The 13,435-nt window shown below is 62.7% G+C and carries 10 protein-coding genes and 2 tRNA genes; 7 read left to right on the top strand and 5 right to left on the bottom strand.

The genetic code is table 11. The annotated features are described in order from the left end of the window. Positions 1–328 precede the first annotated feature (328 nt). Complete coding sequence (locus HT051_RS12815) at positions 329–1,255, bottom strand: MBL fold metallo-hydrolase (protein ID WP_174542400.1); 927 nt, start codon at positions 1,253–1,255, stop codon at positions 329–331. Positions 1,256–1,643: 388 nt separating this feature from the next. Between HT051_RS12815 and HT051_RS12810 the strand changes: the two genes are divergently transcribed. Together HT051_RS12810 and HT051_RS12805 are read left to right on the top strand one after the other, a co-directional pair. Continuing rightward, the gene (locus HT051_RS12810) at positions 1,644–2,999 is read left to right on the top strand and encodes an NAD(P)-binding domain-containing protein (RefSeq protein ID WP_174542399.1); all 1,356 of its coding nucleotides are present in this window, start codon (positions 1,644–1,646) and stop codon (positions 2,997–2,999) included. A gap of 95 nt (positions 3,000–3,094) precedes the next feature. Continuing rightward, the gene (locus tag HT051_RS12805) at positions 3,095–5,410 is read left to right on the top strand and encodes a DUF1989 domain-containing protein (RefSeq protein ID WP_174542398.1); all 2,316 of its coding nucleotides are present in this window, start codon (positions 3,095–3,097) and stop codon (positions 5,408–5,410) included. Between the two features lie 401 nt (positions 5,411–5,811). Here the strand turns inward: HT051_RS12805 and HT051_RS12800 are convergent, their stop codons facing one another. Then, on the bottom strand, positions 5,812–7,416 hold the full coding sequence (locus HT051_RS12800) for a glucan biosynthesis protein (RefSeq protein WP_246810085.1): 1,605 nt from the start codon (positions 7,414–7,416) through the stop codon (positions 5,812–5,814). 445 nt (positions 7,417–7,861) lie between these two features. Between HT051_RS12800 and HT051_RS12795 the strand changes: the two genes are divergently transcribed. Then, a complete protein-coding gene (locus tag HT051_RS12795) occupies positions 7,862–8,671 on the top strand; it encodes a hypothetical protein (protein ID WP_174542397.1) in 810 nt (269 codons plus the stop codon). A 9-nt stretch (positions 8,672–8,680) separates the two neighbouring features. Here the strand turns inward: HT051_RS12795 and HT051_RS12790 are convergent, their stop codons facing one another. Together HT051_RS12790 and HT051_RS12785 are read right to left on the bottom strand one after the other, a co-directional pair. Beyond that, complete coding sequence (locus tag HT051_RS12790) at positions 8,681–9,223, bottom strand: 5-formyltetrahydrofolate cyclo-ligase (RefSeq protein ID WP_174542396.1); 543 nt, start codon at positions 9,221–9,223, stop codon at positions 8,681–8,683. 110 nt (positions 9,224–9,333) lie between these two features. After that, positions 9,334–9,410: transfer RNA gene (locus tag HT051_RS12785), tRNA-Pro, on the bottom strand. 252 nt (positions 9,411–9,662) lie between these two features. On the opposite strand from HT051_RS12785, the gene HT051_RS12780 reads away from it, so the two are divergent. Beyond that, positions 9,663–9,736, top strand: a tRNA-Gln gene (locus HT051_RS12780). 136 nt (positions 9,737–9,872) lie between these two features. Here the strand turns inward: HT051_RS12780 and HT051_RS12775 are convergent. Continuing rightward, entirely contained in the window at positions 9,873–10,451 is a 579-nt protein-coding gene (locus tag HT051_RS12775; protein WP_174542395.1) for a DUF1523 family protein, read from the bottom strand. A 367-nt stretch (positions 10,452–10,818) separates the two neighbouring features. Between HT051_RS12775 and HT051_RS12770 the strand changes: the two genes are divergently transcribed. The 3 genes from HT051_RS12770 to HT051_RS12760 all read left to right on the top strand — a co-directional run bounded on the left by HT051_RS12770 (position 10,819) and on the right by HT051_RS12760 (position 13,426). After that, entirely contained in the window at positions 10,819–12,174 is a 1,356-nt protein-coding gene (locus HT051_RS12770; protein ID WP_174542394.1) for a ferric reductase-like transmembrane domain-containing protein, read from the top strand. 125 nt (positions 12,175–12,299) lie between these two features. Continuing rightward, positions 12,300–12,611: a hypothetical protein gene (locus HT051_RS12765; RefSeq protein ID WP_174542393.1), complete on the top strand. Its 312-nt coding sequence runs from the start codon at positions 12,300–12,302 to the stop codon at positions 12,609–12,611. Positions 12,612–12,817: 206 nt separating this feature from the next. Next, positions 12,818–13,426: a helix-turn-helix domain-containing protein gene (locus tag HT051_RS12760; protein ID WP_174542392.1), complete on the top strand. Its 609-nt coding sequence runs from the start codon at positions 12,818–12,820 to the stop codon at positions 13,424–13,426. The last annotated feature ends 9 nt before the right edge of the window (positions 13,427–13,435 follow it).

The raw sequence follows: 13,435 nt of genomic DNA, 5'->3' as shown, positions 1-13,435 counted from the left end.
GCGGTTTGTTGCAGCGGTCTTCCTGCAAGCACCTCGTCATGCCCGAGCCTTGTCCCAAGCACATCGTCATTGCCGGGCTTGTCCCGGCAATCCATGAACACCGGCGGAAGTTGAATCGCTCACACCGTGGTCATGGATGCCCGGCACAAGGCCGGGCATGACAATCGTTGGGGCATGACAACCGTTGGGATAAAGAGCGCTTGCGCTAATCGCAGGCGTCATTCCGGCGTAAGCCGGAATCCAGACGCGGGTTCGGTGTCTGCAGTTGGATACCGGCTTCGGGTATGATGTCAGACAGGGAAGGGGGCGGGTCCGCACCCGGCAGCGCCTAAGACGCGCGGCGCGTCTCGGTTTCCGCCAGCAGATAGGTGCTGAGCAGCCCGGCCGGGCCTTCGGTCTCCACCTGGCCGCGCTCGATCAGATATTCCAGATGTGCGAACACGGAGAGCGCCGCGGCGCCCTTCAGCCCCGGCTCCAGCCCGCCATACAGCCGGTCGACGATCGGGGCGATGGTGTTCACCCCCTCTTCCAGGCAGGCGAGGATGGTCTGCTCGCGCCATTTCCGGTGCATCATGTAAGCCCGCACCACGCGGCGCGGGGTGAGGATCTGCCCGCCATGGCCCGGCAGGAACGCCTTGTCGTTACGGTCGAGCAGCTTCTCCATCGAGGCCAGGAACTCCGCCAGGCTGCCCTCTGGCGGTGCAATCACCGTGGTGTTCCAGCCCATCACATGGTCGCCGGTGAACACCGTCCGCTGGCCGACCAGGGCGAAGCAGAGATGATCGCGCGCATGGCCCGGCGTGTGGATCACGTCCAGCGCCCAGCCGGCGCCGCGCACCGTCTCGCCATCGGCCAGCACGCGATCGGGCTGCAAGCCGAAATCGGTGTAATCCTCCATGCCCGGGATCACCGCGTTGCCGCGCTTGCCCTCGATGCCGAAGGCATAGATCTCGCCGCCGAGCGCCGCTTGCAGCGGCCGCGCCCCGTCGCAATGGTCGCGATGCCGGTGGGTGAGAAGGATATGGGTGATGCGCTCGCCACGGGTCGCCTCGGCGATGGCGGCAAGATGCGCCTTGTCCGCCGGGCCCGGATCGATCACCGCGACCTCGCCCTGGCCGACGATATAGGTGTTCGAGCCGAGGAACGTGTAAGGACCCGGATTATTGGCGACGATGCGCCGGACTCCGGGTGCCATCTCCTCGGCGACGCCATACTCGACGTCGACACTGCGGTTAAACGCAAGTTCTGCGGTCATTGCTCTTCAACGTTTCTGGAAAGCCAAGCGACGTGGAACCGTACCATGAGTCTTCTTGGCGGAAGCGATGCGCGAGGCGGAACCTTCCACTCTATTTTGCGCAAATTGTGGCTCCGCTCCAATGCCTTTCCCGATTGTATAGCAGCTCGAAACGCAATGAGGGCGAAGACAATTGGCTGCACCTTAAAGGTGTGCTCGATGCGATTTTGTAGAGCAGAGTGCAAATTATTTAAGCAGAGTGCGTAATTTCCTGTCAGGAAATCTTATTGACACACATTCAATATTCGATGAACCTAAATCATCAAGACCTAAAGGCGTGAATTGGGCTCGGATTGGGCCTTTTGGGCGCCCGGTAACTTCAGGGACTAGGTATCTTGAGGAGCCTATTATGACCAAACGCGTATGCGTGATCGGAGCGGGGCCGAGCGGCCTGGCCGTGCTTCGCGCCTTTGAATCCGCCAAACAGAAGGGTGCCGAGGTGCCCGAGCTGGTCTGCTTCGAGAAGCAGGGCAATTGGGGCGGCCTTTGGAATTACACCTGGCGTACCGGCCTCGACGAATATGGCGAGCCGGTGCATTGCTCGATGTACCGCTATCTGTGGTCCAACGGGCCGAAGGAATGTCTGGAGTTTGCCGACTACTCCTTCGAGGAGCATTTCGGCCGTCCGATCCCATCTTATCCGCCGCGTGCCGTGCTGGCCGACTACATCATGGGCCGGGTGGAGAAGAGCGGCGTCCGGCCTTATGTGCGCTTCCGCACCCCGGTCCGCTCGGTCGAATACAGCCCGGAGACGGAGAAGTTCACCGTCACTGTGCACGACCTGCCCAACGACAAAGTCTATTCGGAAGAGTTCGATTACGTGGTGACCGCCAACGGCCACTTCTCAACGCCGAACATTCCCGAGTTCGAAGGTCTGCAGATGTTCCCGGGCCGTGTGCTGCACGCCCATGACTTCCGCGATGCCCTGGAGTTCAAGGGCAAGGACGTGCTGCTGATCGGCGCTTCCTATTCGGCGGAGGATATCGGCGTCCAGTGCCACAAATACGGGGCCAACTCGATCACCTTCTCCTACCGCACTTCGCCGATGGGCTTCGACTGGCCCGAAGGCTTCGAGGAGAAGCCGCTGCTGCAGAAGCTGGTCGGCAATGTCGCCCATTTCGCCGACGGCTCGACCAAGAAGATCGATGCGGTGGTGCTCTGCACCGGCTATCTGAACTACTACCCGTTCTTGCCGGATGAGCTGCGGCTCCAGACCCGCAACCGCCTGTTTCCGCCGAACCTCTACAAGGGCATCTTCTGGGTCGATAATCCCAAGCTGATGTATATCGGCGCGCAGGATCAGTATTACACCTTCAATATGTTCGACGCGCAGGCCTGGTATGCCCGCGACGTCATGCTCGGCCGCATCGCGCTTCCCTCCAAGGAAGAGATGAAGGCCGACAGCGAGAAATGGGTCGCCATGGAAGAGGCCTGCGAGGATCCCGAGCAGGAAATCGATTTCCAGACCGACTATGTGCGCGATCTCCTCGAGAAGACCGACTATCCGCATCTCGACGTCGACCGCGTCGCGGAACTCTTCAAGGAGTGGGAGCATCATAAGGAAGCGGGGATCCTGACCTATCGCGATCGGGCCTACCCCTCGACCCTGACCGGCACCATGTCGCCGAAGCACCACACGGTGTGGATGAAGGCCCTGGACGACAGTCTCGAAGCCTTCCTCAACGTGCCGCAAGCGGCGGAATAGCCGGCAGACGCCAACGACATGAATGGCGTGGCGCGGGGATGGCCAAAGCAACTGGCCATTCCCCGCTCGCCCGTTAAGCCAGCGGGAGATGCATCATGAGCATGCAAAGCGACACCTTGCTCGCCGAGAAGCCGCGGACCTCAAATCGCGTCCGGCGCCTGCGGGTGGCCGGCGGCGGCGTGATCGCCTTCGGCGTTCGCATAGGCGATAAGCTGACCGTCCGCGATCCGGAAGGCTGCCAGCCCGGCCTTCTCTATGCCATCTCCGAGACCGAAGGCGGCCAGGCGGTGATCCCATCGCTGAATAGCTTGAGCGGTCCGACCTTGGACGAGGCGCTAGGCCTTGCCGGCGAGGGGCGGGCGGTCGCCCAGAACGCGCTCGTCAGCCGCGACATCCAGCCCGATGCGGTGCGCGGCGGTGCGCTGTTCGGCGGCGAGAGTGCGCCCGGCGCCGAGGCGACCTTCGCGGTCAAGAGCAACGGGCTCTGCCTGGTCTTCGCACCCGGTGCCGCCATGGCCCCCGATGCGCAAGACACCCCGACCGAGCTTCTGATCGAGATCGAGCACGATCACGACGAGCAGCTCGATGCCCCGCCGCCGCTCGCCGAGCCCAAGCTCGACCTGCGCATCGATGCGGCGACCGCCTCCGCCTATAAGGTGAAGGCCGGCGACTACATCCAGATCATCGATGTCGAGGGGCGGCAATGTTCCGACTTCCTCGCCTTCGATGCTGCCGCGCTGGAACAGGGCATCGAGAACGGGCTCGACGCCACCACCACCCATACGCTGATGGGCTCGGCGGCGCCCGGCCCCGGCCTCCACTCCAAATATTTCGATCAGACCCAGAAGCCGCTGGTCGAGGTGGTGCAGGATACCGTCGGCCGCCACGACACTTTCATGCTGGCTTGCAGCCCGAAATATTACGAGGACATGGGCTATCCTGGTCACGACAACTGCACCGAGAATTTCAATCGCTGCCTGGCGCCCTACGGCATCGCCCCGCGCAACGGCTGGCCGGCGATCAACTTCTTCTACAACACCTTTGTCGACGACACCGACGGCATCGGTCTCGACGAGCCCTGGTCACGGCCCGGCGATTACGTGCTGCTGCGCGCACTGACCGATCTGGTCTGCGCCAGCTCCTCCTGCGCCGACGATATCGATCCGGCCAATGCCTGGATGCCCACCGATATTCACGTCCGCGTCTACGACAAGGACAATCTGTTTCCGAAGGGGAAGGCCCACCGCATGACGCCTGACGCCCAGCCGCGCATGACGCGCGAAAGCGGCTTTTATCCGCGCTTTGCCGCGCTCACCCGGAAGTTCGAAGACTACAAAGGCTTCTGGCTGCCCACCTGCTTCTCCGACGTGGAGCCGATCGAGGAATATTGGGCCTGCCGCGAGAAGGCGGTGATCATGGATCTCTCCGCGCTTCGCAAATTCGAGGTGACCGGACCCGACGCGGAAGATCTCTGCCAGCTCGTCTCGACCCGCAATATCCGCAAGCTGAGCACCGGCCAGGTGGTCTACACCGCGTTTTGCTACGAGACCGGCGGCATGATCGACGACGGCACCGTGTTCCGCCTGGGCCAGAACAATTTCCGCGTCGTCTGCGGCGACGATTATCTCGGCATCTGGATGCGCAACATCGCGGCGGAGCGCAATCTGAAGGCTTGGGTGCGCTCTTCCACCGATCAGCTCCATAACGTCGCCGTGCAGGGGCCGAACTCCCGCGATATTCTCAAGGAGATCGTCTGGACCCCGCCGCATCAGCCGACCATGGAGGAGCTGAAATGGTTCCGCTTCACCATCGGCCGCATCGCCGACCAGCCGGTGGTGATTTCCCGCACCGGCTATACCGGCGAGCTCGGCTTCGAGGTCTGGTGCCATCCGGACGCCGCGCCCAAGGTCTTTGACGCCATCTGGGAGGCCGGCCAGCCTCTCGGGCTTCGTCCCTTCGGCCTGCTCGCCCTCGATATGGTGCGCATCGAGGCCGGGCTGATCTTCGCCGGCTACGAGTTCTGCGATCAGACCGATCCGGTCGAGGCGGGCATCGGCTTCACCGTGCCGAAGGAGATCGATCACAACGATGCCTTCATTGGTGCCGAGGCGATCGCCCGCCGCCGCGCCAATCCGCAGAAGAAGGCGGTGGGGCTCGAGATCGACAGCAATGACTGCGTCCATCACGGCGATCCGGTTTATATCGGCCGCATGCAGGTGGGCGTGGTGACCAGCTCGACCCGCTCCCCGATCCTGAAGAAGAACATCGCGCTGGCCCGCCTGGATATCTCCAAGGCGGAGCTCGGCACCGAGGTTGAGATCGGCAAGCTCGACGGCCATCAAAAGCGCATCAAGGCGACCGTCACCGGCTTCTGCCAATTCGATCCGAAGAAGGAGCGCGTGCGGGTTTAGCGCTGCTCTCTTAGAGGCGGAAGGCCGCACACACGACGGGCGCGAGCGTAAGCGAGACCCGGGGATAAAGGTTTCGGCTTTTTATCGCGTCGTCATGCCCGGACTTGATCCGGGCATCCACGCCGTTACGCCTCTGCAAGCTCAGGCGATCATGTCAGCGTTCGGAACGCGCTGCTCGGTAACGGCATGGACCCTCGGGTCAAGCCCGAGGGTGACAACTGAAGGGCCGGCGCGTTATTGCAGCGAGTAACAGGCACGGCGTGCTCCCTCCCCCTGGAAGGGGGAGGGTCGGGGAGGGGGTCTTGTGATTTGCAATAGAAGAGCGGGAGATCGACCCCCACCCGCGTTGGGCTCAGCCCAACGCGACCTCCCCCTTCTAGGGGGAGGTAAGCGCGAACCCCCTAAGCCGGGTTTGCGCCGGGCACGAACTGGTACAGCCAGGTCTCGGTCAGCGTCTCGCCGTCCAGCGCCACATAGCAGCGGATCTCCACCGGCTCGGTGCCCTCGACATTCAGGTCGAAGAAGGCACGCCAGCGATCGGTGCCCACCACCTTGATCACGTAAGGGTTCTCGATCTCGCCGCGTGAGGCGTCGATCACCGCATCCAGATCGAAGCGCTGCTCCAGCCGGTCCAGTGGACCGCCCTCGAAATCGATCACGAATTTCGTGGTGTTGGCCGGGCGCGGCTGGCCCGGAACGCCGCCCTGGCCGGTGCGGGTGGAGACCACCCGGCCGATGGTCGGCGCGCCGAACGGATCGCCCGCCACCCAATGCAGCCGGTAGGAAAACTTCAGCTCATCGCCCCCCTTGATCGGCTGGGCGGGTTTCCAATAGGCGCCGATATTGTCGTAGATCTCGTCGTCGGTGGGGATTTCCAGCAGGTGCACCTCGCCCGCGCCCCAATCGCCGATCGGCTCCACCCAGACGCTGGGGCGCTTATCGTAGAAGGTGCTGTCGTCCTCGTAATCGGCGAACAGCCGGTCGCGCTGCAATAGGCCAAAGCCGCGCGGATTTTCGTCGAGAAAGGCGCTGGTGCGCACCGTGGCAGGGTTGTTCAGCGGCCGCCAGATGCGTTCGCCCTTACCGGTCCACATCGCCAGCCCGTCGCTGTCATGCACCTCCGGGCGCCAATCGACGCCGTCCTTGCGGTTGGTCTCGGAGAACCAGAACATGCTGGTCAGCGGGGCGATGCCGAGCCGCTCGATGGGCTTGCGGACATAGAGGTCGGCCTCGATGTCCATCACCACCTCGTCGGGCTGCGAGATCAAGAAGCGATAGGCGCCGGTCACGCTCTCGCTCTCAAGCAGCGCATCGACCTCGACGGCACCGGCGCCGTCCTTCGGCTTGTGCAGCCAGAACTCGGAGAAACGCGGAAACTCTTCCGGCCGTGGCAGGCCGGTATCGACGGCGAGACCGCGCGCCGACAGCCCGTATTGCCGCTCCGGCCCTGCGGCGCGGAAATAGCTGGCGCCGAGGAAGGAGAGCCAGTCGCTCTTATTGTCCGGCTCCATCATCCGGAATCCGGCATAGCCCAGATCGTCGGGCAGCTTGTTGCGCAGCGAGCCGTCCTTGTAGCTGAACACATCAGGCGAATAGCGGATCTGCCGCGCCGCACCGTCCTCCACCGTGTAGAGCTTCACCGGCGTCTTGAAAAATTTCCCCTGGTGGAAGAGCTGGAAGGCGAAGGGGGAATCCTTTTCGCGCCACATCGTCTTCTCAGGATCGAAGGTGATCCCCTGATAGGCCTCGAAACCGAGCGTCTCCAGCACGTCTTCATGCGGGATCTTAGGCGCCACGTAGGGCTTCTCGGCCAGCGCCTTGGCCCGCTTCTTCAAGGCATCGAAGCTATACGGGGCTTCCTCGCCGAGCTGCAGCCCGCCATCCGCCGAAGCAGCCTCGGCTTTCGGCCAGGGCAGGCCGGCGCTGGCGAACAGCGCGGTCATGCCGATCAGAAGCTGCCGCCGGTCGGCGGTCAGATTGCCAAGAGGATCATTCTTGCGGTCCATACGGCCACCCTGCATGTTGCGGTCCCAATCTGGGGTTACGTCTTCGAAAACGGCGTTCGCGTGCGTGTTGCTGCGAGATCTTCCTCGCTGCGCCCGCCTCTTTGTCGGCGGCAAATGCGGCAAAACTTTCGCACCCGTGCAGCGGATCGGCGGCATGCGCCACGCCCTGTAAATCAAGGGAAACCAACGCCTATCCGGCCGAAAAGGTCCCTGCGACCTGAAACGCCTGCTGCTGTCCCGCCGGGGAGGGAGCCCGAAGTGTCGCTTTTTGCCCACGGCAGATGAAAATCATACGTGACCGCATCGCCTGTCCGGATTGCCACGGCGCTTCGTGGTAAGGTCGTGGCCAGAATCATAAAAGCGAATGAGGCTAGCCTGGCGACCGTTTTGGGGACGTGGAGTATGAGGCGCTTGCCTCGCGTTCCAAAGGGGTGAAGGGGGGCTTATGAGACGCGGGTTCCGTCTGGCCATCGCGGCCGTGTTGGTTTTTTTCGCATCGCCCGCGGCGGCGCAGGAGGGCAGCTCGGCGGATCTCGCCAAACAGCTCGCCAATCCGGTCGCCAACCTGATCAGCGTTCCCTTCCAATATAATTATGATTGCTGCTTCGGGCCGAAGGATGGCGATAAGAGCACCCTCAACATCCAGCCGGTGATCCCCTTCGGCATCTCCGAAGACTGGAACCTGATCACCCGCACCATCCTGCCGGTCGTCGGCGCCAGCTCGCCGGCCACCGGCGTCGATAGCGTGTTCGGTCTCGGCGACACGGTGCAGAGCTTCTTCCTCTCGCCGAAACAGACCAAGAGCGGCATCATCTGGGGTGTCGGCCCCGCCTTCCTCTGGCCCACCGGCACCGATGCCCAGCTCAGCGCCGACAAATGGGGTGTCGGCCCGACGGCGGTTGTGCTGAAACAGCAATCCGGCTGGACCTATGGTGTGCTCGCCAATCAGATCTGGTCCTATGCCGATACCGGCGGAGGTGCCACCAAGCCGGACGTCAACGCCGCCTTCCTGCAGCCCTTCCTGACCTATACCTGGCCGTCCTCGACCACCCTGGCGCTCAACACCGAGTCGACCTTCGATTGGCAAGCGAACGAGGCCACCATTCCGGTCAATCTGGCGGTCAGCCATATCTACAAATTCGGTGAGCAGCCGGTGCAGCTGCAATTCGGCGGCAGGGTCTATCTCGACCGGCCCGATGGCGGGCCCGATTGGGGCTTGCGCGCCACGGCGACCTTCCTGTTCCCGGAGAAATAGAGCCGTCGCTTACGCGGCGATAATTTCCCGTTCGGTCACGATCAGATCGGTCTTGATGTCGTGGTCTTGCGGATGGGTGGTCGGCAGCTCGCTCTCCGCATAACCGACACCGATGAAGCGCGTGCCCTGCGGCAGCGCCGCCAGGGTGCGGTCGTAGAACCCGCCGCCATAGCCGAGCCTATAACCCTCCCGGTCGAATCCCACCAAAGGCGCGATGACGATATCCGGCGTCGCCGACTCCGATGCGGCCGGAATCGGGATGTTCCAGCGCCCCTCTTCCATCTCCGCGTCCGGCTGCCAGAAGCGAAAGGAGAGCGGCATGGCCTTGCCCTCGATCACCGGCAGCGCCGCCTTTCCGCCGCGGGTGCAAACCGAAGCGAGCCAATCTCGCAGATCCGGCTCGCCGCGGAACGGCCAATAGGCGCTGACCGTCAATCCGGAGAGATCGGTGATTCCAAGCTGCGCGAAAGCCTTATCCAGCCCGGCCGCGATGGTCACGGCAGCATCGGCCTGTACAGCCGCGGGGATCTCCAGACGCGCAGCGATAAGCATCTCGCGTGCGGCTCTCTTCCAGCTTTTGATCTCGGCATCGTCCATGATCGACAGAAACCGTAAATCGCGGGAAGTGTGGGGTCCAAAAAAGTTGAGACCCTCAAAAAGGCTGGTCGGAGTGGCAGGATTTGAACCTGCGACCCCCTCGTCCCGAACGAGGTGCGCTACCAGGCTGCGCTACACTCCGCCTGTCAAAGAGGGTCCGTATATAGACGGTTGATTTTGCGGCTGCAAGCAGCCTCTCCCGGTTATGTGAAGTCTTCTGTCGCAGGGGGCGGGGAGGGAGGCTTCCGATAGGCTCAATCGTGCAAATCCCCCCGTTGCGGGCAAAACGGCCAGGCTGTATGGTCCGGCCCTCGCCGAGAGGAATCGCGAGTTTCCTCGCGATCGGGCCGGCCGGGCGCAGAATCGCCTGAGGTCCAAATTCCGATACAGCGATTGGGGCGTGGCCAAGTGGTAAGGCAACGGGTTTTGGTCTCGTGATCCCAGGTTCGAATCCTGGCGCCCCAGCCACCTCATATCGGGTGACCTCTCCGGTTCCTCCGCACATTGGCCGCAACGGCGCGCCGAAAATCCCGCAATTCCACCACGCATCGACCTTTCGCGCAGGCACAGTGCGACGAGAGGAAGCTCTCACGCCCGTCGCGGCCTACGCATCATCGGCGTCGCTATCGCGCAGCGGCTCCGTCGCCCGGCGCAGCTTGATGAAGGCGTAGAAATAGCCGAGCCAGAGCAGGACGGAGAGGCCGTAGAAGGCGATGGTGCGCCACGACCACCACGGCCATGAGCCGGATGGGCCGATGGCGATCACATTGGGGTACCAGGTGAACAGCGTGGAGCGCCACCGATACCACATGACGGTCATCTCGGTATCGCGCTCCTGCGCGGTCTTGGCGTCGTTGAAGACGCGCTCGCTATTGCGCTTCAACCACCACCAAGAATCGTCGTTGATCAGCTCAAGCCCCCGATCGGACCGGTTGCGCATGTAGATATATTCGACATCGGTGGTATGGCCGCGGGCGTCGGGATCGCTGCGGCGCACTTCGGTTCCGGTGATGATCCCGGTGGTCCATGTCGGGCGGGCGTATTCCCATCCAAACCACAGCGGAACGCCCACCACGAGTGCGACGATGGCGACAACGGGAGCCCCCTGGCGCCATAGGATGAAGGCGAGCAGCAAAATCGCGGCGAGGACGATGTAACCGAAAGACAAATAAGCCTCGAGCATGCCGCAAACCCCTACCGCAAATGAGACTCGAAACGGTCGAGCCGCCGCATCTTTTGCCCGCCGCCGTGCTGCTCTTCGTGTTGCGGCTGGCAGGAGGATGTTAGACGCTTATTTGAGCCGAAGGAATTGTCCGCGCCATGTCATGAGACGAGATTAGCTGGGCTACCAAAGAGCTTCCCAGCCATTTTCAGGCCGGACTACCGAGATCCGTTCGTGCTCACCTCCCAGCACAGCCACCCCATATCGGGTGGCCGCGTTCTTGCGGTGTGTGAGCAATTTTCTGCCTCCCGCGCCAACCGGACATGCCGCCAACCATTCAGCCGTGGCATACTTGCCGAAGACAAGTCGTTCGGGCGATGCCATCGTCATGCTGAATATCAAACGCACGTTTTGGGGGGCCTTCGCGCTCCTGACCATCCTATGGTTCCTCGCCGAGCCGTCGGTGTTTCAAGCGGACAACTTCCGCGCGGTTCGCTCTGCAGTCATGCAGTATAGCGGTGTCATCGCCATCGGCGCGATGTGCCTGGCGATGGTCTTGGCGCTTCGGCCCCATTGGCCCGAGCGGTGGTTCGGCGGCCTCGATAAGATGTACCGCCTGCATAAATGGTTTGGCATCGCCGTCCTTGCCGTCGCCGTTGTTCATTGGCTCTGGGCGAAAGGGCCGAAATGGGCGGCGGGTTGGGGATGGTTTACCCCGGGCCGTCACGGGGTTCGCTCCCCGCCCGGCAATGCAGTCGAGGCAACGTTCCGCAGCCTGCGCCACACGGCCGAATCCAGCGGCGAATGGGCATTCTATGCCCTCGTCGTGCTGCTCGTGCTCGCCCTTATTCGCTACTTTCCTTATCGGCTGTTTCATAAGACCCATTGGCTGATCGTGCCGGCTTATCTCGTGCTGGTTTTCCATTCGGTCGTTCTGATGGATTTCAGCTATTGGACCGCGCCCATCGGCTGGGTGATGGCGGTCTTGCTGGTCGCGGGGGCATGGGCCTCTCTCGTCGCCCTCTTCGGGCGGATCGGGGCCGATCGCCAGGTGCCGGGCGAGATCGCCTCGCTGCAATATTATCCGGGCGTGCGGGCGCTCGAGATCGGGATCGACGTGTCGCAAGGCTGGCCGGGCCATAAGTCAGGCCAATTCGCCTTCGCCACCTCGGACGCGGCGGAGGGCGCGCATCCCTACACGATCGCCTCCGGCTGGGACGACAAGACCCGGCAGATCGCCTTGATCGCCAAGGAGCTTGGCGATCATACCAGCCGTCTGCGCGAGCGGCTTGCTGTTGGGCAGGCGATGAAAATCGAGGGCCCCTATGGCTGCTTCACCTTCGACGACGATCGTCCGCACCAGATCTGGATCGGAGGAGGCATTGGGATCACGCCCTTTATTGCCCAGATGAAGCATCTGGCGGCGCTGAGAGCAGAAGCACAGGGCGGGCAACGACCGCAAACCATCCATCTGTTTCACTGCACCCCCGATGCGGACGAGACGGCGTTCGCCAAGCTCACGGCCGACGCCAAGGCGGCCAATGTCGTTCTGCATTTGATGCTCGATTCGCGCGACGGTCTCCTGACCGGGGAGCAGATCCGAAGCACGGTTCGCCAATGGCAAGAGGCCAGCATCTGGTTCTGCGGGCCGGCCGGCTTCGGCCATGCGCTGCAAAGCGATTTCGCCGCTCATGGATTTCCGGTGGCGCAGCATTTCCATCGCGAGCTCTTCAACCTGCGGTGAGATCGATCCCAAATTAACGCATCTGCGCGACCCTTCCAGGTTGCATGTTTGCTCCCTACAATGCGTAATGTGGCTGGTCGGGCATGGATCTTCGCGGTCCGGTCTAGGGGGAAGGGGAGAACCACATGCGTGTTTTGAGTTTGCTGCCGGCTCTGGCGCTGATCGCGTCTACGCAGGCGTTTGCCTATGACGGGCTGGAACAGGATTTCGCCGTCTGCACCCAGGGGAACGACAGCGCCGAGGTGGTGAAGGCGTGCACGCGGCTGATTGACAATGCCGCAGCGGAGAACGCCACCACGGGCATGTTTTATGGCCTGCGAGCGGCCAATAATAACGACCCGGCGCAGAACTGTTCCGACGCCCGAAAATCCTTGGATCTGGCCGAGGATGACGCGATCAAGCAACTCTCCCAACAGCTCATCGATGCGAATTGCTGAGGGAAGTTCTCTGCACCGACCTGGGATGCGCTTTCCCGTCACCCTGCGTCGCAGCTTGCCTTGGCAAACGCCGTCCCGAAGGGCGATAGTCGCCAAGTGATTCCGCTGTCGGCATATTCCTGGAAGAACGGCGGACTGGAAGGCCGGACGTGTCGGAAAAGGTCAGAATTGGGCGCTCTAGGCGCAAACGCGGTTCCGCGGAGCAGTTGAACGAAGCGCCTGCCATCATCCCCGGCGCGTCGATCTCGAATGTGAGTTTCGAGGAGGGGGTGGGCGCTGCGATCCGGCGAAGCCGTCAGCAGCGCAGCCTGAAGCTTAGCGACGTCGCGGACGCCGCCGGTATCTCCGTCGCCATGCTGAGCCGCATCGAGCATGGCCAGTCGGTGGCGAGCCTCACGCTTCTGGGGCGGATCTGCGCCAGCCTCGGCGTCGATCTCTCAAGTCTCATCGCCGACGTGGAGCAGGCCCAAGCCAAGGGCGCGGCCGAGCTCCTGAAAGCGGCGGATCAGACCGAGGTGGTGCGGGCCGGCACCAAGCACGGCCATACTTATCGGCTGCTCTCCCATCTCAGCGAGCCGGGCAAAGCCTTCGAGCCATGTCTGGTGAAGATGGACAAGAACAGCGAAGCCTATCTCCGCTTCCAGCATCCGGGCACCGAGTTCATCTATATGCTTGAGGGCCGCATGGCCTATCGGGTGGGCGAGGCCACCTTCGTCCTCGAGCCGGGCGATGCCTTCACCTTCTCAGCCTCGGTGCTGCATGGGCCGGAGGAGATCCTGGACGATCGGGTGCTGTTTCTCAGCGTCATCGCCTGATCGTGCGCC

Source organism: Methyloligella sp. GL2, from assembly GCF_013341275.1.
Lineage (GTDB): Bacteria > Pseudomonadota > Alphaproteobacteria > Rhizobiales > Methyloligellaceae > Methyloligella.
The sequence above is the reverse complement of the archived record's forward strand: the minus strand, read 5'-3'. Positions and strand labels throughout refer to the sequence as shown.

Bases quoted from the DNA above. Each gene is read 5' to 3' on its own strand.
- HT051_RS12805 (WP_174542398.1), top strand. From the start codon at position 3,095: ATGAGCATGCAAAGCGACACCTTGCTCGCCGAGAAGCCGCGGACCTCA.
- HT051_RS12795 (WP_174542397.1), top strand. From the start codon at position 7,862: ATGAGACGCGGGTTCCGTCTGGCCATCGCGGCCGTGTTGGTTTTTTTC.
- HT051_RS12775 (WP_174542395.1), bottom strand. From the start codon at position 10,451: ATGCTCGAGGCTTATTTGTCTTTCGGTTACATCGTCCTCGCCGCGATT.
- HT051_RS12815 (WP_174542400.1), bottom strand. From the start codon at position 1,255: ATGACCGCAGAACTTGCGTTTAACCGCAGTGTCGACGTCGAGTATGGC.
- HT051_RS12790 (WP_174542396.1), bottom strand. From the start codon at position 9,223: ATGCTTATCGCTGCGCGTCTGGAGATCCCCGCGGCTGTACAGGCCGAT.
- HT051_RS12765 (WP_174542393.1), top strand. From the start codon at position 12,300: ATGCGTGTTTTGAGTTTGCTGCCGGCTCTGGCGCTGATCGCGTCTACG.
- HT051_RS12800 (WP_246810085.1), bottom strand. From the start codon at position 7,416: ATGGACCGCAAGAATGATCCTCTTGGCAATCTGACCGCCGACCGGCGG.
- HT051_RS12770 (WP_174542394.1), top strand. From the start codon at position 10,819: ATGCTGAATATCAAACGCACGTTTTGGGGGGCCTTCGCGCTCCTGACC.
- HT051_RS12810 (WP_174542399.1), top strand. From the start codon at position 1,644: ATGACCAAACGCGTATGCGTGATCGGAGCGGGGCCGAGCGGCCTGGCC.